General features: G+C 42.7%; 16 protein-coding genes. 9 read left to right on the plus strand and 7 right to left on the minus strand.

The genetic code is table 11. The annotated features are described in order from the left end of the window. Positions 1–566 precede the first annotated feature (566 nt). Positions 567–1,259, plus strand: a complete 693-nt coding sequence (locus A4S05_RS00085; protein ID WP_069067801.1) for a Uma2 family endonuclease — start codon at positions 567–569, stop codon at positions 1,257–1,259. 37 nt (positions 1,260–1,296) lie between these two features. Here the strand turns inward: A4S05_RS00085 and A4S05_RS00090 are convergent, their stop codons facing one another. Both A4S05_RS00090 and A4S05_RS00095 read right to left on the minus strand, forming a co-directional pair. After that, complete coding sequence (locus A4S05_RS00090; RefSeq protein ID WP_069067802.1) at positions 1,297–2,385, minus strand: DUF6745 domain-containing protein; 1,089 nt, start codon at positions 2,383–2,385, stop codon at positions 1,297–1,299. Continuing rightward, the gene (locus A4S05_RS00095; protein WP_069067803.1) at positions 2,372–2,665 is read right to left on the minus strand and encodes a hypothetical protein; all 294 of its coding nucleotides are present in this window, start codon (positions 2,663–2,665) and stop codon (positions 2,372–2,374) included. The genes A4S05_RS00090 and A4S05_RS00095 overlap by 14 nt, the downstream gene beginning before the upstream one ends. Positions 2,666–3,166: 501 nt before the next feature. On the opposite strand from A4S05_RS00095, the gene topA reads away from it, so the two are divergent. From topA to A4S05_RS00115, 6 genes are all read left to right on the plus strand, one after another. Then, positions 3,167–5,818 carry a type I DNA topoisomerase gene (gene topA, locus A4S05_RS00100; protein ID WP_069067804.1) on the plus strand — a complete coding sequence of 884 codons (2,652 nt, stop codon included), beginning with the start codon at positions 3,167–3,169 and terminating at the stop codon, positions 5,816–5,818. A gap of 250 nt (positions 5,819–6,068) precedes the next feature. Further along, positions 6,069–6,209: a hypothetical protein gene (locus tag A4S05_RS41155; RefSeq protein ID WP_012410890.1), complete on the plus strand. Its 141-nt coding sequence runs from the start codon at positions 6,069–6,071 to the stop codon at positions 6,207–6,209. 7 nt (positions 6,210–6,216) lie between these two features. Then, complete coding sequence (gene aroQ / locus A4S05_RS00105; protein ID WP_069067805.1) at positions 6,217–6,684, plus strand: type II 3-dehydroquinate dehydratase; 468 nt, start codon at positions 6,217–6,219, stop codon at positions 6,682–6,684. A gap of 92 nt (positions 6,685–6,776) precedes the next feature. Continuing rightward, positions 6,777–7,721: an ADP-ribosylglycohydrolase family protein gene (locus tag A4S05_RS00110; RefSeq protein ID WP_069067806.1), complete on the plus strand. Its 945-nt coding sequence runs from the start codon at positions 6,777–6,779 to the stop codon at positions 7,719–7,721. 406 nt (positions 7,722–8,127) lie between these two features. Continuing rightward, complete coding sequence (locus A4S05_RS42845; RefSeq protein ID WP_256090762.1) at positions 8,128–8,253, plus strand: hypothetical protein; 126 nt, start codon at positions 8,128–8,130, stop codon at positions 8,251–8,253. 58 nt (positions 8,254–8,311) lie between these two features. After that, positions 8,312–10,924: an HD family phosphohydrolase gene (locus tag A4S05_RS00115; RefSeq protein WP_084226920.1), complete on the plus strand. Its 2,613-nt coding sequence runs from the start codon at positions 8,312–8,314 to the stop codon at positions 10,922–10,924. A 250-nt stretch (positions 10,925–11,174) separates the two neighbouring features. Here A4S05_RS00115 and A4S05_RS38385 read toward each other — a convergent pair whose 3' ends face one another. After that, positions 11,175–12,797, minus strand: a complete 1,623-nt coding sequence (locus A4S05_RS38385) for an SUMF1/EgtB/PvdO family nonheme iron enzyme (protein WP_084226918.1) — start codon at positions 12,795–12,797, stop codon at positions 11,175–11,177. A gap of 279 nt (positions 12,798–13,076) precedes the next feature. Between A4S05_RS38385 and A4S05_RS00125 the strand changes: the two genes are divergently transcribed. Continuing rightward, positions 13,077–13,295: a hypothetical protein gene (locus A4S05_RS00125; RefSeq protein ID WP_069067808.1), complete on the plus strand. Its 219-nt coding sequence runs from the start codon at positions 13,077–13,079 to the stop codon at positions 13,293–13,295. A 449-nt stretch (positions 13,296–13,744) separates the two neighbouring features. Here the strand turns inward: A4S05_RS00125 and A4S05_RS00130 are convergent, their stop codons facing one another. After that, complete coding sequence (locus tag A4S05_RS00130; protein WP_069067809.1) at positions 13,745–14,482, minus strand: Ycf66 family protein; 738 nt, start codon at positions 14,480–14,482, stop codon at positions 13,745–13,747. A gap of 344 nt (positions 14,483–14,826) precedes the next feature. Here A4S05_RS00130 and gndA point away from each other — a divergent pair, with 344 nt between their 5' ends. Further along, a complete protein-coding gene (gene gndA, locus A4S05_RS00135) occupies positions 14,827–16,257 on the plus strand; it encodes an NADP-dependent phosphogluconate dehydrogenase (RefSeq protein ID WP_069067810.1) in 1,431 nt (476 codons plus the stop codon). Between the two features lie 247 nt (positions 16,258–16,504). Here the strand turns inward: gndA and A4S05_RS00140 are convergent, their stop codons facing one another. The 3 genes from A4S05_RS00140 to cax form a co-directional block, all read right to left on the minus strand. Beyond that, positions 16,505–17,677, minus strand: coding sequence for a DarT ssDNA thymidine ADP-ribosyltransferase family protein (locus A4S05_RS00140; RefSeq protein WP_069067811.1), 1,173 nt, complete (start codon positions 17,675–17,677; stop codon positions 16,505–16,507). After that, positions 17,674–18,822, minus strand: coding sequence for a serine/threonine-protein kinase (locus tag A4S05_RS00145; protein ID WP_069067812.1), 1,149 nt, complete (start codon positions 18,820–18,822; stop codon positions 17,674–17,676). The genes A4S05_RS00140 and A4S05_RS00145 overlap by 4 nt, the downstream gene beginning before the upstream one ends. A gap of 214 nt (positions 18,823–19,036) precedes the next feature. Continuing rightward, positions 19,037–20,128: a calcium/proton exchanger gene (cax, locus tag A4S05_RS00150; RefSeq protein WP_069067813.1), complete on the minus strand. Its 1,092-nt coding sequence runs from the start codon at positions 20,126–20,128 to the stop codon at positions 19,037–19,039. Positions 20,129–20,720: the final 592 nt, after the last annotated feature.

Raw genomic sequence — 20,720 nt, forward strand, 5'->3', positions numbered from 1 at the left:
GTAGGCATCGCACAGCTGCCGTTGGCAGGGAAAGGGGAATAGGATTAAAGCCAAGGAGAGATGTTTGGAGAGAGGTCTTACATTTAATTCAGCCGATCTACTTATAAGTCTTTAATTATTAAATCGTTTCTGATTTTCTCAAACATACTGGCTGAAAAAAAATAAGGTTTGTTGCGGGTTTTAGGAGAGACGATATAGCTGAAACCTATTTCCTACTTTGGATGCAGCTATAAATTTAAACAACATTACCTGTTTTTTTTGTAAAAAAATCTTAATATTTCGGGAAATTAGACCTAACCCTCCCCTTAGAAAGGCTACGGTGTACACGCAAATCTGAAATAGCTGATTAAGCAAGGTTTTACCCCACCCTAACCCTCCCCGATGCATTGGGGAGGGAACAAGATTTTCCGGTTTCCCCCCTTGACAAGGGGGGATTAAGGGGGGTGATTCTATTTATGTGTACACCGTAGCCTTTTAGGAGAGAGATCAGAAGTCCCTCATTCCCTAGTCGGTTGCGTTTTTACCTAATTCGCTAAGATGTACACAAGCTCATTTTCACAACAATTATGGTGAAAACACCCTCCCAGCCTTCGACAATTCCTCCTTTGGAAAATGGCGATAAACTTACCCGCTACGAATTTGAGCGTCGCTACAATGCCACCCCTAACCTGAAAAAAGCTGAATTAATCGAAGGGATTGTCTATCTTATGCCAGCTGCTCTGCGTTTCCGAAGTCACGGTCAACCGCATGGTTGGATTTTGACATGCCTTGGTACTTACGAAGCTGCAACTCCTGGTGTAGCGTTGGGAGTTGAACCTACCGTCCGCTTAGACTTAGATAACGAACCTCAACCCGATGTTGTTCTGTTGATTGAACCGGAAGCAGGTGGTCAAACGCGGCTGAGTGAAGATGATTATATTGAAGGTGCGCCAGAGTTAGTTGTGGAAATTGCTGCTAGTAGTGCGGCTATCGATCTTCATGGCAAAAAACAGGCTTATCGTCGCAACGGTGTCAAAGAATATATTGTTTGGCAAGTTTTAGACCAAAAATTGACTTGGTTTTCTCTGGAACAGGGTGAATATCTGGAATTAGTACCTGACAATGAAGGCGTTTTGCGAAGTCGGGTATTTTCAGGGTTGTGGTTAGCGGCGACAGAATTATTAGCAGGTAATATGCAGGGTGTCTTGAAGGTTTTACAAGCAGGTTTGCAGTCTGCTGAACATGAAGATTTTATCAAGAAATTAGGTAGCGATCGCTGAACATTTTCTAAATGGGAAAAGTCTCTTAAACAATTAATTATGTTTGCACACCAAATGTCTCTGGATCTACACCCCAATTTACCCAGCGAATCGCTTCACGTGCTGATTTCATATTCGGTGGAACTCGTAAGGTATGAATAAACCCTGTGCTAGGGCAGATCATTTTTAATAAATAAATTGATTCTTCATCAACATCAGCATCAATTTTTAATAACGTGTATTCTTGCCAACTATCTAATTCAATAGCTTGTAATTCTTGGCAAATTCGGGCGTAAACAATACCTTGAATTAACACTCGGCGTAGTTCGGCATTATGCTCTGTTAAAAGCCATTCAGCTTGCCATTGCTGCGGGTTAATTTTACCATATTTTTCAGGTAAGGTTACACCGTGGTAGGAGTAGAGGCTATATCCATCAGTAAATTCAATGGCTGGTTCGCCTTCAGCGTGGAGGCGATTTTCATTGTCGAAGCGTAGGTGAAGCGGGCGATCGCATACTATACAAATTTCCTTAAAAGGATAAACCCAACCACAATTCTCAACCAGTCCTCGCAATAACTGCCATCCTTTGGAATTGTAAGGTGCATTGAATAAAACAAAACCAATTTCAATCAAACAGCATCTTTGTATCCATTCTTCAGGCTCCACTCGCATATCGCTCTCTAAGAAGCTCAAAACTTCATTAGGAATATCTTCTTGAGTGATTAAATGCTGTATGATCTGTTGCCAGAATAAAAAACATATATCTAAGTCAAAGTAGAGTTCATTGGATATAGAGGAAAATAAATCTTCAGACAATAACTCTCCTAAAAAATTAAGTATTTTATTAAACAAGTCATGGTATGTTTTTAGCAGATTATCTGGTAAATTCCATCGATACCAATATTTTTCAAGATTGCTGTAGCTATTTTTTAAATTAGTATTAACACTTTTAAAAGCTGCAAGAGGGCTATCAAAAAATAAAATTTTCGGCTTAGGTAAGCCTAGAACTTCGTAAGCTATTTTTACAGCTTCCCCTGCTTTCTCTCTATCAATTCGCTCAGTTGAAAGTGCGATCGCTCTCCACTTGTCCCGATAAACTGGAATCAAAGCCTCTTGCTCAGGCGTTAACTTTTCAATCAGCGACATAACGCCAACCTTCAGGCTCGTATTCTCGCTGAATTTTCACCATCCAGTCACCTTGGGGAATAGAAATAGCTTTATGCTCCTCATGAGCTAGCAATGCCGATTCTGAAAAAACACGTAAATAGAGTGTGCCATCTTTTTCAGATAATTCCGCTCTACCCTCAGTGATACGATGTTTATGACCCGTAACTTCGCCTTCTGCCAAAGTTAAATGAGGTATTTTTTGTCCTTCAACCTGCTGCACAGGTAGTAAGATAACATCACCCTGACGAATTGGTTGCATGGTTTTGCTTTCCTGACATGGGTACAAACCCACTTCGCTTTTGCTCTCAAGTTTGATTTAATTTTGGCACAAGCTCTATTAAAGTTGGGAATTGGGCATAGGGCATAGGGCATTGTGAAGAGGACAAGGAGAAAGACTTGTTACAAGTACTCACTCAAGTCCCCTTGTCTCCCTGTTCCTTGCTTTCTCATCTTCCATGCCCAATGCCCCATGCCCCATGCCCCATGCCCAATACCCAATTGGAATATTTTAAAAACTGTAGTCGCCAATTATGCGTTAGATAAGTTAAAGATTGAAATAGCTGGAAATTCAGACCCAGCGTACCCTCATTTATCCTCTGGGACAGACTGGGCATTAAGTTCAGCGGATTTTCTCCCAAGCAGGCAGTTTATGTGAGGATTAAATCACCGCCCTAAGCGTGACCATTTATCTTGACAATTTGCAAAAGTTACCTCAATTTGACTGTTTGGCTTAGTAGCTCTTCTTTTTATTGAAATTTCCATGTCAACTCTCGTCATCGTCGAATCTCCAACCAAAGCTCGTACCATTCGCAACTACCTGCCAGCAGGCTATCGGGTGGAGGCGTCTATGGGTCATGTGCGTGACTTACCCCAGTCGGCTAGTGAAATTCCCGCCGCCGTCAAGGGGGAAACATGGGCGCAGCTAGGGGTAAATGTGGACGCCGACTTTGAACCGGTGTATGTTGTCCCGAAAGACAAAAAGAAAATTGTCACCCAGCTTAAAGAAGCCCTTAAAGATGTAGATGAACTGATTCTGGCAACGGACGAAGACCGGGAAGGTGAAAGCATTAGTTGGCATTTATACCAATTGCTGAAGCCAAAAGTTCCCACTAAGCGGATGGTGTTTCACGAAATTACCCAAGAAGCGATCAAAAAAGCTCTGAAAAACTGCCGCAATATTGATGAGCAGTTGGTTCGCGCCCAAGAAACGCGGCGGATTTTAGATCGGCTGGTGGGCTATACCTTGTCTCCCCTGCTATGGAAAAAAATCGCCTGGGGATTATCTGCTGGGCGAGTGCAATCTGTAGCCGTGCGACTTTTAGTCACTAGAGAACGCCAACGCCGCGCTTTCCATGAGGGTACGTACTGGGATTTGAAAGCCAGTTTGTCAAAGGAAAAAACCCCCTTTGCTGCCCAGTTGATCACATTGGGAGGAACCAAAATCGCTAACGGCAGCGATTTTGACGCCACGACCGGACAAATTACCGCAGGTCGCAATGTCTTGTTGCTCAACGAAGAACAAGCGGTAGCGCTCAAGGAACGCCTAACTGGGAAAACCTGGAATGTTAACGACATTGAGGAACGCCCAGTGACGCGCAAACCGTCGCCACCGTTCACTACCTCGACACTGCAACAAGAATCTAACCGGAAACTGCGCCTTTCAGCCCGTGACACAATGCGGGTTGCCCAGAATTTGTACGAGCAAGGGTATATTACCTATATGCGGACAGATTCGGTACATTTGTCAGATCAAGCGATCGCAGCTGCTCGGAGTTGTGTAGAAAAGCTCTACGGTCAACAATACCTCAGTCCCCAACCCCGGCAATACACTACCAAATCTAAAGGCGCACAAGAGGCGCACGAAGCAATTCGTCCAGCGGGTAGCACTTTCCGCACGCCCCAAGAAACTGCTTTGGGCGGTCGAGAACTTGCCGTTTATGATTTGATTTGGAAGCGGACTGTCGCCTGTCAAATGGCTGATTCCCGCCAAACTCAAATTACCGTGCAATTGCAAGTCGAGGATGCTGGATTCCGTTCTTCTGGCAAACGAATTGAATTTCCAGGATACTTACGCGCCTACGTCGAAGGTTCAGACGACCCGGAAGCAGCACTGGAAGACCAGGAAGTAATTTTGCCAAATCTGAAAGTCGGAGATCATCCCGATTGTACAGAATTGGAAGCTGTCGGGCACGAAACTCAACCGCCAGCTAGATACACCGAAGCTTCTTTGGTGAAAACCTTAGAAAGCGAAGGTATCGGTCGTCCCAGTACCTACGCCAGCATCATTGGCACAATCATCGACAAGGGTTATGCCCATTTGGTGACTAACGCCCTCATTCCCACCTTCACTGCTTTCGCCGTCACCGACTTGCTGGAAAAACATTTTCCAGACATCGTTGACCCCAGTTTTACCTCAAAGATGGAGCAAACCCTTGATGACATTGCCACAGGTGAAGCCAAATGGCTGCCCTACTTGCAGCAATTTTATTTGGGAGAAAAAGGGCTAGAAACCCTGGTAAAAGAACGGGAAAGTCAAATTGATGCCACCAAAGCTAGGACTGTGGAACTGGAAAATTTAGATGCCAAAGTCCGCATTGGGAAATATGGCCCTTATATTGAAGTCGAAAATGGTGAAGGAGTTATCACCGCTTCAATTCCCAAAGACCTGACACCATCTGACCTCGACCCCAAACAGGTAGAAGTATTGCTGCGGCAAAAAATCACTGGCCCTGACCAGGTAGGTAGGCATCCCGAAACTGGCGAACCGATTTATGTAAAAATTGGCGCTTATGGGCCTTATGTCCAATTGGGTGACAAAACCGATGAAAACCCCAAGCCGAAACAAGCCTCCCTACTCAAAGGTGTCACCCCAGAAACCGTTACCCTGGAAATGGCTGTTGGTCTGTTGGCACTACCCCGAACATTGGGAGTTCATCCAGTTACAGGCGGCAAAATCCAAGCAAGTTTGGGACGCTTTGGCCCTTATGTTGTTCATGACCAAGGCAAGGAGGGGAAAGATTACCGCTCCCTGAAAGCTGCTGATAATGTATTGGCAATTAGCTTAGAACGGGCTTTAGAATTATTGTCCGAACCAAAAAAAGGGCGCAGTTCCACCAACAGCAAGTCCAAGGCAGCCTTACGCGAATTGGGTACGCATCCAGAGGACGGAGAAACAGTTAACATCTACGACGGCCCTTATGGCCCTTACATCAAGCATGGCAAAACTAATGTCAGTATCCCAGAAGGTCAAACAGTAGAAGATATAACCCTGGCTGAGGCGCTGAACTTGTTAGCAGCTAAGGCATCGACTGGAAAATCGACTCGTAAAACGAGTAAATCAACGAGTTCCAAATCTAAGTCAACTGCTAAATCATCAACCACTGCTGCGAAAAAAAAGGCGACAGAAAGCTAGTTGCAAGTCAAGAGTCCAAAGTCCGACTCTTGACCCTTAATATTCATCCTTGATAGGATACAGTTCGATAGGTTGCAAGTGTGATAGTCTAAAAGGTAAGGGAAAACACAACGCCAAATTTTAGAAGTGGTTTATGTCCCAAATGCGGGATTGTGTATCAGCCCGATTGGAAGCCAGAGGTGCGAAAGTATACTATTTTCTGCGTACCTGTTAATCAAAATTGAGGTAGTATCTCAGGAGCGGTCAGTTCATGGACTATATAGAAAAGGTGCTGGAAAAGCTTAAGGAATTAGCTCGTAGGCTTATTGAGAGCCTATTAGGGCCAGAGGCTGAACCGGAACCGGAACTGATTCCGATTCCTGTAAACGATCGCTCGCGTCGTCGCCACTAAAATCACAGTGGTCAACTCGACGTTACAACCCTTACGCATTCTGGCATTGCATGGGCCAAACTTAAATTTGCTAGGACAGCGAGAACCAGGAATTTATGGTTCCTTGACACTAGCCGAAATTAACCGCCTGTTAGAAGAAGAAGGATTCAAGTTACAGGCGAAAGTTTTTCCTTTGCAGTCAAATCATGAAGGAATTTTAGTAGATACTATTCATGAGGCATTAGGGCAATATCAGGGAATTTTGATTAATGCAGGGGCGTACACCCATACAAGTGTGGCATTGCGAGATGCGATCGCTGCTGTTAACTTGCCCACAGTAGAAGTACATCTGAGCAATATTTACCGCCGGGAAGATTTTCGCCATCATTCTTACATCGCTCCAGTCGCGATTGGGCAAATAAGTGGTTTTGGCGTCCAAAGTTACTTGTTGGGCTTACAAGCTTTAGTGAATCATTTAAGAAAAGACAAAACGTAAAGAATGAAAAATGAATCGATTTTCGAGTTTAGATTTTGGATTAAATTCTTCAATACAGAATCCAAAATCCAAAATCCAAAATCCAAAATTCTATGCGTTACTCTCCTATAAGTCGGTTTAAAGGTACTTTACTCGGAGCATTCCTGGGGGGAAATTTAGTCTCTAATGGTAAAGTACAGTTTGAGAATTACCTAGATTTGGGCAGAATGGCGGTTCTGGGTACCCAGAGTTTGATAGCATTGGGTAGGTTAGATTTAGATGATTGGATAAGGCGTCAGCAACAAGAATCTCCTCATTTACTAGAAACTGATGACATATCAATAAAAATAATTATTTCCACACTACCAGTAGCACTCTTTTTTCACGAAAATCCAATTAAGCTACGACAAAACTTGTTGCGTGTGCTAAAAATTTGGGATGATGACCCAGTAGTAAGGGATGGAACACTAGCAGTAGGATATGCGATCGCTCTTGCCCTAACCGAAAAACTCGACCCCTTAACCCTAATCCCGCAAACGGTTTCTTTTCTCGGAGAAACACCGACATCAATACCAACAAAATTATTAAGAGTTCAGAATTTATTGCAACAAGGGGCTGGATTGTCAAGGGCGCAAGCTGAGTTTACTAAGAAAGAAAAACTCAGTAACACTATTGCTATGGCATTTTACTGCTTTTTAAGTACCTTGGAAGATTTTCGCCTTGCAGTTTTGCAGGCTACTCACAATGGCAATACGAAAGTGCAAGATGCTACGCCTCTAATCTCACAGGCTACAGGTGCAATTACTGGTGCTTTATCAGGAGCATATAATGGTACAGGTGGAATTCCCGTAAATTGGCAAGTCTTGCTCTTGCAGAGGAATTCTCCAGCATGGGGACTAACTAGCTTTTCTCAAATGTTAGAATTGACCGATGCATTTGTGGCGGTGTGGTCAGGAGTGTATAATCTAGCTCTAAATCCAACGGAGTTAACAGAGGAGGAATGTGAGGTGGCTCTGCTTTCAGTTTATGCAGCTCCTCGCGTTATTCGGTCGCGTTAATCTCAATTATCGAGGAAGGCTGGAGGCAGAGGGCAGGAGGCAGGAGGAAAACTGCCCGACGCTCGCAGACTCGCTACCGCTGCGCTATCTGTAACAGCCCGCGACCTAATGGAGCAAGGGTTTAAGACAAGAACTCCAAATTTTCAATTTGGTGGCTCTTTTTCAGGAGGGGTTTGAATTCTATAAGTGAAAAAACCTTCTGCCTCCTACCTCCTTCAATGACAAATAAGGGGCTTAAGACCTTATTCAAGGTAAGCAAATTTCTGCCATAGTGCATTAGTCTTATATACTAGAATTTTTCAGTAAACTCTCGGACTGATTCTGTAGGTAGCTATTGTGGTAAATCGGCAACAAAAAAGCCCCACCACCATAGTTGCAGCAGCCACAGAGCAAACTTCCCTGATAATTGTCTTTTTTTGAGCTATCAAAGTCGGCAATTGCAGGCAAAGATGATGAAAATGCAGCAATTTTTGCAGTTATTGACCCAGCAATTGACTCACTGGCGGCGACAGTACAAAGCACTACGCCGTAAGGGAAAGTTAATGAGAAGTCCCAAAAGTAAAAGCCATAGAAGGGAACTTATCAGGACTATGGCCACAAATTTATTCCTGTTCTTATCAAAAACCAATGAAAAAAGTGAACGCCGAAAACAAGAAAGAGCACTAAGGTTAAAGGCAAAATCGCTCAAAACTAAGAGTGGTATTTATACAGCCGGTTTAGAATGGTTACATCAACAGCGTTCCTTGGTGATTTTAGCGATCGCTGTAGTGTCCCTCACAGGGGTTATTGGATATAAATTATACAATCAAACTCAACTCCAAGTAGGAAGTCCCGCGCCCCAAACATTTACAGCGCCTTACACAGCTAGCATCGAAGATCAGAAACAAACAGAAGCCGAGCGTAAAGCCATCAGTAAAAGCTCCTTACAAGTGTTGATGGTTAATGTGCGAATAAACGAACAAATCAAGGAAAAATTGCAACAATTTCTCAATGATGGCAACGAAATTCGTGCCGTTGCTGGAGCTTTTCCTTTTTTTGATCCTCTAGTTTTGTCCATCTCTATCCAGAATTACCTCCGCTCCTGTCCTAACCCAGAATGGCAAGCACTGCTATTGGCTCTAGAAAATAGTAAAAATCAGCAGAAGAAAGGAATAGGACAAACTACCACCTCATTCCGTTCATCATTGATAGCCGCTCCTAATCAGGAACGCCAGCCGCACACAACACCACCTAAATCTGATTCCCAGAGTCCAGAAGAGACACAGACAGTTGATTTTTCTCAAAACACTAACTTTGCTCAAGCAAAAGCAGAACTAGAATCTTACGGCATCGCCACTTCTGAGAAAAACTTGTCCTTACTGATTGCCAAAATTTCCCAAACCCGCCAAAAATTTACCCAAGCCACTGCCAAACTTTTACAGTTGGAGAGTGTTAGCCCAGAAGCAGTATATGAAGAATCTCTCCTTTTGGATTTGTCAGATGCGGAGTGGGAAAAAACACAAATGGGAATTTATCAGAGTATAGAGCGAATTCTTACCCAAGGCATCCCACTGGGACTGCCACGAAATATCATACAAGATGCGGTGAGCTTACAAGTGCAGACTTTTGTACCAGAATCCGCTGAACCTTTAGCAAGCAAACTTTTGTTAGCTGTACTCAAGCCGAATCTACAAAACGATGAGGAACAAACGAGAGAAAATGCTCAAAAGGCTGCTGCGGGTATCCCACCGGTGATGGTAAAAGTACAGCGTGGTGAGGTAATTGTCAAAAAAGGAGAGCAGATTAGTGCATGGAACTTTGAGGTGCTGGAGCATTATCACCTAATTCGTCGGGAGGTAAAATGGCACGAGTTAGTGAAGTTAGCAGCTGTTATTGCGATCGCTATTGGCATTTTTGTCTGGGTAGAACGGCATATTGATCACGAATTGCGACAACGCGATCGCCTATTAGTATTATTGCTAACTCTAAGTGTGCCAGGAGTAATCACACTCGGATTGCCCTATACCACCTGGAGCGCCCTTGGTCTATTGTTGGGAAGTTTCTACGGCCCCACTTTAGGGTTGACAGTTGTCGGACTGCTGTTGCCGATATTAGGAATTAGCTTGGATATGAGCAAGGCTGCCCTTTTAGCTGGTGTAGGCGGAGGAATATTAGGTAGTTACATCGCCCAACGATTGCGATCGCGTGAAGAATTGGCATTATTGGGTATTGCGATCGCTTTAACTCAGGGCGGTATTTACCTGGCTGTTAAAATCTTAATTGGTCAAGCCTTTGGTTCAACTTGGTATATCGTCCTCCGAGAAGCCGGATTATTTGCTTTATCCGGTTTAGGTTGGAGTGTTGTTGCTTTAGGGTTGAGTCCTTATCTAGAAAAAGTTTTTGATTTAGTTACCCCAATCCGCCTAGCAGAACTGGCGAACCCTAACCGCCCTTTATTAAAACGACTCGCTACTGAAACTCCCGGAACTTTTCAGCACACGCTGCTTGTCGCTACCCTTGCGGAAGCTGCTGCCAAAGAACTAGGCTGCAATGTTGAGCTAGTCAGGGCTGGCACACTGTATCACGATATTGGTAAAATGCACGACCCTCTTGGCTTTATTGAAAATCAAATGGGGGGGCCGAATAAACATGATACAGAGATTAAAGATCCTTGGAAGAGTGCAGAAATTATCAAAAAGCACGTAACTGAAGGGTTGGTGATGGCGCGGAAACACCTTTTGCCGACAGCAATTCAAGCTTTTATTCCAGAGCATCAGGGAACGATGCTAATTGCTTATTTCCATCACCAAGCGTTGCAAATGGCTCAGGAAGATCCAAGTTTAACAGTAGACGACGCAGATTTTCGCTACGATGGCCCAATTCCGCAATCACGGGAAACCGGAATTGTGATGTTAGCAGATTCTTGTGAAGCGGCGTTGCGATCGCTCCAAGGGTCAGATTCAGGTAAGCGTCCCCTTCGCGGCTCGTCTCTCTCTGGAGAAGGAAAGCGATCAGTTAAAGATGTCTCCAGTGAACAAGCTTTAACAATGCTAAATAATATCCTGCGTGCCAAATGGCAAGATAATCAACTCGTAGATTCAGGGCTAACACGAGAAGAAATGTCACAAATTGCTCAAATATTTGTGGATGTTTGGCAGCAATTTCATCACAAACGGATTGCTTATCCGAAGTTGAAGGCTGGTAGCACTGCGCGTAATTCGTAATGCGATCTCTACGACTGGCTACACCTACGCATATCTGTTGGCGACCTAATTTAAAAGATGAAGCAGACAACCAATTATGTTAAAAAAACAGTAACACGACCACGTAAAGAAGCATCTGCCGCTGTTTAGTACCTAAGATTATTCATACTTTTGCGAAGTCTCTGATTAACTCAGCCCTGCTGGGTGATTTTGTATGGCTTAGTTTAAACTCCAGTTTAAAGCCGGAATTGTTGATTCCCATTCACAAGTTCTAAGATAGAAGAGTACTGCCTCGAACCACCACAACCCGAAAACCCACAAAGTAGTACCAATTTTCACGCCCGTAATAGCGGCGAACCGCCGAGCGGCAATTCCTGGGATTATGTTCCCACGAACCACCACGCAGAAGCCGAAATTTATTATTATCAACTAACCAAGCACTTTCGTCTGTTGGCGCTCCGTTATAATTTTTGTGCCACTCATCCTGACACCATTCGCATACATTACCATGCATATCAAATAAACCAAAGGGATTGGCAGGAAATTTTCCTACATCTGTTGTTTGCTCACGATATTCGCCCTTTGGGCCAGAATTATAGACGTAATCGCCGTTGTAATTAGCTAAATCAGTCGTAATCGTTTCGCCAAAATAAAACGGTGTAGTCGTTCCCGCACGACAGGCATATTCCCATTCTGCCTCACTGGGCAAACGATAGGTTTTCTCAGTATTTTTAGATAGTCGAGCGCAAAACTCAATTGCATCATCCCAAGAAACCTGTTCAACAGGTCGATTAGCACCTTTAAAATAGGATGGTTTAGGATTTAAATCAATATTAACCTTGGGTAAAGCGGCAACAGATGCCCATTGACTCTGAGTTACTGGAAATTTCCCCATGAAAAAGGGTTGAATGCTAACAGGATGCTGTGGACTTTCATCGCCACTTCTTTCTGGCTCACTCTCTGGCGAACCCATGAAAAATCTACCACCGGGAATTGCAACCATCTCCAGAACTACACCATTACCCAGATTTTCTGTAAAAAACTCGGTGCGTCCACCTGCTTGTCGTTTTTGATGCTCTACTTCTTGTTCTTTCTTTAAGCGATCTACATCCCCATCTTTAAGCAGATAGTATTTCTGAAATTTCTCTAATTCAGCTTCGGATTTTTCACGCAACGGATATCCTTGTTCATCTACAAACTTTGTCAAGTATTGCTTGTATTTATCTAGATTTTTCTTATATATACCGTAAGGCTCTAATGCTTTTTCTCTAACTGCACTAGCTTCTGTATCTGTTAATTTTAACTTTTCTTGTAAATCTTTTAATATGTCAGATTCCACCAGAGAAATCTCGCCATCAGACGCAAATTCTTCAGCCTTAGAACGATACTCAGCTATTGCGGCTTCCCTGCTTACCCGTTTTTGTTCACGCTCCTTAATTATTTGTTCAGCCGCAAACTTAATTCCCTGAGCTACATTCGTGAATGCATCATCTTGATTACTCCAAGACTTAATAGGTTGGGCATTTTTGGGCAAAGCTTGTAGTTTAGCAAATGGTGCATCTTGCCAAAAAACGTTTCGCAGAATAATTGGAATGACACAAGCCTCTCCATTTGCGTGGCGTTCTATTGCTGTGGTAACTTCAACATCCCAGCAGTATTTAGAAAATATAAAGTCTGAACTGACTAGTAATAAAATGATATCGGCTGTCTTTAAATTTTCATTAATTTGCCGATCCCATTCTTTTCCAGATGGTATTTTGCGATCGTGCCAGGTTGAAATAAGACCTTGCTTTTCCAACATAGTCATGTGTTTAGCCAGTTCATCCTTTAGGGGTTCGTCGTTGTGAGAGTAGGAACAAAACACCTTGAGTGGTTCTAACGAAACATCTGCCATTTTGCGTCTTCAGGAGTAGTATAAATTACGCTTCTCACAAATTATAGTATTTTTGCCTGATTTCCTTGATAAACTAACCCCGATCGCCAGTGCAACTCCTCATCTCATCGTCTAAACCCGGAGATATGATACTGCGATCGCTGCATAAATATCTGAAGCTGGGAATATAAAATTGCGATCGCTGGTTAAGGCTGGAAGCAGGTTTAAAATATAAGGATGTCTGAAGCGTTCCCCAAACTATACTCTAAAATTTATCTAAATTCATTAAAGCCTTAACTTATGCTTCTTACCGAACTCATACCGCTAGTTAAAGAATTATCCCACACTGATAAACTCTTGCTAATACATTTCCTGGCAGCCGAATTGTTGAAGGAATCAAGTTTAGTTCCATTGGATGCTGAGGACAAAGTAGCTAGTCTTGGCTTATATGATTCTTTTGAAGCTGCTGCTGTTTTAGCGAAGGCATTAGCAGAAGAAAAAGCGGCAACACATGGTTGATAAAGTTAGATTTGCATTTACTGAAGTAAATCCAGAACTCGGTGCATTAAGTACCCTGCCTTATAGCGGTTTCCACTCAGATGCGGTACAAAATTATATTGCAAGGTGTAGGGGCACGGGATGCCGTATTGGTGTCAACTTAACGTGAAACTGCACGTCCACCAGGAATTTTAATTCCTGGCTCATAGCCGAAGTCATCTAAAGATGACTAAATATCCCCAAAAATCTTGAGTCTACTTCAGTAGACTTTAGTTATTAGGCGGGAACTTCAGTTTCCGACGGGTACTCAAGCCAAGCGAGAAGGCATTTCTAGCTTAAAAAGATAGAAACGCCCCATTGATTTTAGGACACATGAATTTCTTTTTAGCGTTTGAAATTAGCCCTAAAATAGCCTGATGGAAATAGTGAAACCCAACATCTAATTAGGTTAAGGTTGGGTTTCACAGAATTTAACTACCTTGATTAGGCGGTATTTCTTCAGATGGCGGTTCTGCTGGGGGGGCGAGTACCGCATCCGGCGCAATTTCTTCTACGGGAATCGGTTGCTTATCCTCAATTTCTAAATCTGGTTGTGCTGCTTCCACCAATTCAGGAGATGGGGGATGTGGTGGAATCGCTTCCGGTACGCTCTCAGTTTTTGCTTCGGTGTCAGTAGTAACTGTCTCCTCTACTGGTTGTTCTGGTATGACAATAGTTTTGTCGATAATCTCAACAGCAGGTTGCTCTGATATTACAGAAATAATATCTTCAGGCTTAGGGGTTGTGGGTGTTTTTTTACTCACAGTCTGCTGCACCTTGTCTTTCGCACCACTGAAGGTACTACCCAGACCTTTTTGCAACTGGCCCAACCGTTCCTGAAGGGACAACTTATTCACCTGTTCTTGAATGCCAGTTTTTACCGTCTCAGGACTGGGTACTTGGGTTTGTTGTGCCTGTGGGGTCAGTTGGCGACGTAATGATAGAGTTTGCCAGCCAAACCAGACCAAAAGAGCCACACTAGCCACATGACCCAGCAACAAACCTCCAGTAATGCGTGGTGCAAACACCCATAAAACTAAAGCGTAGAAAAGTCCCACACCACTCCAGATAAAGTCATTCTTACGATGGATTTCTGGAAAAAAGAAAGCTGCTATGTAAATGGCTAAACTACCAAGACCGACCACCAAAGCTAGGACAAATGCCAGCATTTTTTGGTTACTCCTTTAACTAGAGATTGGGGACTGGGGATCGGGTACTGGGGATCGGGTACTGGTTATTAGGTATTAGGAAGAAAAAGTAATTTAGTGAATTAAATTATTTCCTAGTCTCCAGTCCCCAATCCCCAGTCCCCAGTCCCTAGTCCCTCAAATAACAATTTTGCAAATTTTGCCAGTCAATTGTTGATTTAGATACAATTTAAAATTAATTATCCATGTTAGTTGTGGATTTTTGTCGTTTATATCAAGTCTTAAGGTCTTCTTTAGGGGAGAACGGAAAATATCGGACTACCCTTATAGGTAAAGGATCTGCAAGAGTTAGCCAGAAATTTTTTATGACACTACAAAGCTTTGGTGTGATTGGATTAGCCGTTATGGGTGAGAACATCGCTCTCAACGTGGAGCGCAATGGCTTCCCAATTGCAGTTTACAACCGCTCCCGCGAAAAAACGGATGCGTTTATGGCGCAGCGTGCCACAGGACGGAACGTCAAAGCCGCCTTTACCTTGGAAGAATTCGTCGCCTTATTGGAACGTCCCCGCAAAATCCTAGTAATGGTGCAAGCTGGTAAGCCAGTGGATGCGGTGATTGCTCAACTAAAACCCTTGTTAGACGAAGGCGATATCATTATTGACGGTGGCAACTCTTGGTTTGAAGATACGGAACGACGCACTCAGGAATTAGAACCCGCTGGGCTTCGGTATCTTGGTATGGGTGTCAGTGGCGGTGAAGAAGGAGCGCTAAATGGGCCTTCACTGATGCCTGGAGGTACAACAAGCTCTTACGAGTTTCTATCACCAATTTTCAACAAAATTGCTGCCCAAGTCGATGATGGCCCTTGTGTAACCTACATTGGCCCTGGTGGTTCTGGCCACTATGTCAAAATGGTACACAACGGCATTGAGTATGGCGATATGCAGCTAATTGCTGAAGCCTACGACTTGCTGAAAAATGTCGCTGGATTAAATCCTACTCAGCTACATGAAGTGTTTGCTGAATGGAACACCACCGATGAACTCGATTCATTTTTGATTGAGATTACGAAGAATATCTTCCCATATATTGACCCAGAAACAAATAAACCCCTGGTGGATTTGATTGTTGACGCAGCCGGTCAAAAGGGAACTGGACGCTGGACTGTACAAACTGCATTGGAATTGGGAGTTGCTATTCCCACAATTACAGCAGCAGTTAATGCCCGGATTATATCTTCGATTAAAGATGAGCGGGTTGCAGCATCGAAAGTCCTCACAGGCCCTAGTGGCAAGTATGACGGGCAAACCAAGGACTTTATCAACAAAGTCCGTGATGCTCTCTATTGCTCAAAAATCTGTTCTTATGCTCAAGGGATGGCGTTGCTATCCACAGCTTCAAAAACATATAACTGGAATTTGGATCTGGGCGAAATGGCGCGGATTTGGAAAGGTGGTTGTATTATTCGCGCTCGCTTCTTGAATAAGATTAAGAAGGCTTTTAGCGAAAATCCAGCTTTGCCTAACTTGCTGTTAGCTCCCGAATTTAAGCAGACAATTCTTGACAGACAGACTGCTTGGCGGGAAGTGATTGCGACAGCTGCAACAGTAGGAATTCCAGTACCCGCATTTAGCGCCTCCCTAGATTATTTTGACAGCTATCGCCGCGATCGCTTGCCCCAAAATCTAACTCAAGCACAACGCGACTACTTTGGCGCACATACTTACCTGCGTCTTGATAAACCCGGAAGTTTCCACACTGAATGGGTACCTATTGCTGAAGCCGAGAAGTAAGGTTTTTTACCTCTAAAGTCTCAATTTATTTTATTTGCAGGTGACTCTAGATATTAGAGTCACTTTTTTGTGAAAACTACCAAAGACATTTAGTAGTCTATTTGAACTATAAGAGATGAATAAAAACGGAGATTATAAAGTCCCTACAAAACTTAAAAACCTTATCAAATATAGGCTTTATGAAATTTGAGTATATATCAAAAATGAGCAGACGGACAGTAATTAAGCGATTAAGACAACGTGCGAATCAAGAGCCATTTAGCAAGTAATCATTAGTTAAATATTTGGAATCAATTTGGTGTTCCCGTGGAAGATAAATCGCAACCGGAATTCCTATGTTATGCAAATACCGACACATTAGTGGTCCTACTTCAGACCAATTTAAATTGCCTAAACCACAACCCAAAGCTGGCATTGCCAAAGACTGAATACCAATTTCATGACAATTGGTTCTAACCCATTCTAAGCCACCTTCAATGTCTTCTAAACGAGAGTTTTCTCGCCATTGTCTTTTAGTAGCAAACAATAAGAACCACTTTACAGCATTGGAGGACACAAGCGGAAGACTAAGATCAGCTAATTCTTGGTCTAAAGAAGCTTCCCGTTTATAGAGATAGGGTTTTGTGGCAGTAAGCTGTTGATTCCTGCAAGCATCTTGATAAACTACATATACGTCAGGAAACTGATATTTTGCTCGTGACGCTAATCCTTTGCCCATTATGCCTTGAAGGTTAACACTAATCGTCAAGGTTTGCATATTTGAAAAAAACATATCCCCATCAATCAAGGAAATATTAGTCCCGATACGGGCAGCAGATATAGGTTGGAAGAACATATTTGGTTCAGGAACAACAGGTATTCTAGCTGAACCTACAATTGTTTCGACTCGCTCTTTAGCCTTATAGTCTGCTACAAAAATTGAATGAACAAGTTCTGGGCTGATTTGTTCAGGAACCAGGTACTCAGCCATTATCTTCCGTTTGGAACCATCAAGCTCATTCCACCACTCATTTTGAATAATTTTCCATTGTTTCTGAAGTATTTCTATTCCTTCCTTAATAGCAAAAAATTGAGTTGGATCATTGGCAGCATTTCCATCTGTAATTAGTCCTCCTGCTGCACCAAATACATCCGGTTTAACTCCAACAACAGCAATATCTCTTTTGTCCTTTTCATGAACCACTCGATACATCATTGGGTTACGTGGCTGAAAGTATAAGTTAGCGTACTCCCACAAACTACTCCTTCCAGGCGTAGACTTATCTTTACGCTTGCTAACAATCCCACTATCGTAGATTGGTGTATATGAAACACCTAACTCCTCAACTGCTTTGTGGGATAAAATACCTCTTTGAAGTATTGAAGGCAAATTTTCAATATGTGTGATGTAATAGAGGCTTTTGATATTTGGTTTTATCATTGATTTGGCGTATTATTATTTCCAAGATATTTGGCTTTTAATTCTTCTAACTCTTGATCTATTTTATTTGTACTAGAAGGCTGAGGTGTTGGGTTGGGTGGCTGTATTTTATTTGGTTGAGGTTTGTTGTTACCCATAAATTGGGTTTTCATTTCCTCTAATTCTTTCTCAAGTTGACTAGGAGATTTCGATACAAAAGCGGCTGGAGATTTGAGTGGTGATTGAGGGATAGGTTTTGGCGCAATCGCTGGTGTGGCTGCTACTTGCGACTTTTGATTTAAGTCTTTGAGAACTTCATCTACTGTTTGATAACGCCGCATTGGGATACTTTCTAGCATCTTGTTGAGAATGTAACTCAACTGATTACTAACAGGAGTTTGCAAGTATTGCTGCCATATCCAAGTATCGTTGTTGGTATCATAAGAATCGAAAGGCGATCGCACTGTTAATAAATTAATACAAGTCGCACCCAAACTGTAAATATCACTGGCAAAAATAGCCCTACCTCTCATTTGTTCAGGTGCAACATATTCTGGACTCCCAATACTAGTACCAGTTTTATTTAAGGCAGTACCAGTAGCAGATTTAGCAGCACCAAAATCTACTAATACTAGTTTGCGATCGCTCTCGCGTAAAATAATGTTTTCTGGCTTAATATCGCGGTGAATTACGTGTCTAGTATGACAAAATTGCAAAACTGGTAATAAATCACTTAGTAATTGCCAGATTTGTATTTCACTAAAAGCACCTCTATGTGCCAATTCCTGAGCTAAGTTTTGTCCGTCGATAAATTCTTGTACAAGATACTGCCGATTTTCTTGGGTAAAATATGCCAGTAGTTCTGGAATTTGAGGATGTTTGCCCAATTCATCTAATTGCACAGCTTCTTGGTTAAATAACTCTACGGCTTTGGCAAGAGTGTTAGTGCCTTGGGATTGGGGATAAAATTGCTTAATTACGCAGCGTGGTTTTGAGGGTTTATCCTCATCCACAGCTAAGAAGGTTTTACCAAAACCACCTTGTCCGATTGGTTTGATCGCACGGTAACGTTCTTTGAGGAGTAACTTGGAACCACAAGTCACGCAAAAATTTACATGATTAGGATTTTCAGGCTTGGGACAGTGGGGATTAAGGCAGTAGCTCATACAGGCGATCGCTCTTATATCTCTTTATTTTACTGGCGTTGAGGATGTGGACTTCTCCGAATCCGTTAAACTATGAGCGATGTCTACGACGGGCTACGCCTACGCACTGCTTAACTAATACAGCACGGCGGAAACAAACATACCATTTCAAATGGCGCAAAAGCTTAGAATACAATTCTTTTGACTTTTAACTTTTGACTTCCGCCTTGCGGTACTAGCCTATACCTTCTATAACTGGATGGAAGTAGAAGGCGAATCCCAACACTGTATAGGTAGCTAATAACAAAGTGCCTTCCAGCCAATTGGACTTACCATCAGAACTAATACTGTTTGCAATCAACACTGACGCAACCACAGCTACTAATTCAAAGGGTTGGAAATCTAAATCCATTGGTTTACCCATTATCCGCCCTGCTATCACCAACACGGGCGCGACAAACAAGGCAATCTGCATACTTGATCCCACTGCTACTGAAAGGGAAAGATCCATTTTATTTTTCATCGCCACGGTGACTGCTGTGGCGTGTTCAGCCGCGTTACCCACGATGGGAACCAAAATCACCCCTGTAAACAGCGCCGTCAAACCTAGCTGAGATGTGGCCACTTCTAGAGAATCTACTAGCATTTCTGACTCAAATGCCACTAGCAAGGTGCATACTAGCAACACGCCAACCCACAACATCATATTTGGTTTAGCATGAGGGATTTCCTCTTCTTCTGTCTCTGCTACACCCACATCATATAGATAGGAGTGGGTTTTCATCGAAAATAGCAGCGTTAAGGCATAAACCAGGATTAACACTACAGCAACAGCAATAGAAAAATTTTGCAGTGTTTGTTCGTTAATTCCTTGAGAGGTATAATTCATGGCTGTTGGCATCAAAATGGCAATCACTGCCAAATTCATGGAATCAGCATTCACCCGCGCCACAATTGGCTGAAATGTCTGTTCTTTGTAGCGCAGTCCTCCCAAAAGCATGGAAAAACCCATCACCAATAGTAAGTTGCTAATAATTGATCCCGTGATGCTGGCTTTGACTACATCTATTAATCCAGCGTTCAGCGCTACTAGGGCGATGATTAGTTCTGTAGCATTGCCAAAGGTGGCGTTTAACAAGCCCCCCAATGATGGCCCGACTACGACAGCAATTTCTTCTGTAGCTGTACCCATCCAAGCTGCTAAGGGCAGAATTGCTAATCCAGCTGTAATGAAAACTATCAATTCTCCCCATTCCAGAAAGTGGGCTGCTACAGAAACCGGGATAAACAGTAGTAAAACGAAAAGAATAATGTTTTTGGTTGACATTTGTTGTCTTAAGTTGAAGGTATCATTCACAGCGAGCAATCCTAAATTTTAAATTTGGAGTGTTGAATTAACAATCACTTTCACTCATCACTCCGATATGATACTCTCAACCGTCTGTAGAGCAATTCAGGAATTGTACTGTTTTCACCTCACTGCTCTGTATGTAAAATTCGATTGCGATATAATGAGTTTTTGTAATCTTTTGTTGCAAAACTATGAAATTGAGCCAAAATATTACACCAAAAATGGGGTTTAATGTATTAAAAGACAATTAAAATTTTGATTAGCGCTGCTAACGAGAAACCCCTAACTAAGGCCTTGTTCAATGGCTAATTACTTTGAGCCTTCAGGGAAAGGGCTGTGCGATAACGCAGATTTCCCACTACAATGAAAACGCTTTGTCAAAAATTTTGTTGTATTCCATAGTTGTTCTTTATACCGGATTTTGTGTAAAAACCATTGTAGAAAGGTTTATCGAAACAGAATTCAGGAGTCAGCAGCCAGAATTTAGAATGAATTTTGTGCGACTGGTGGATAGCGCAGCGTTAGCTCATCCTGGAGCGTCCTCATTCTGACTCCTGAATTATTCTTC

It is taken from the genome of Nostoc sp. KVJ20 (assembly GCF_001712795.1).
In the GTDB taxonomy this organism is placed as follows: domain Bacteria; phylum Cyanobacteriota; class Cyanobacteriia; order Cyanobacteriales; family Nostocaceae; genus Nostoc.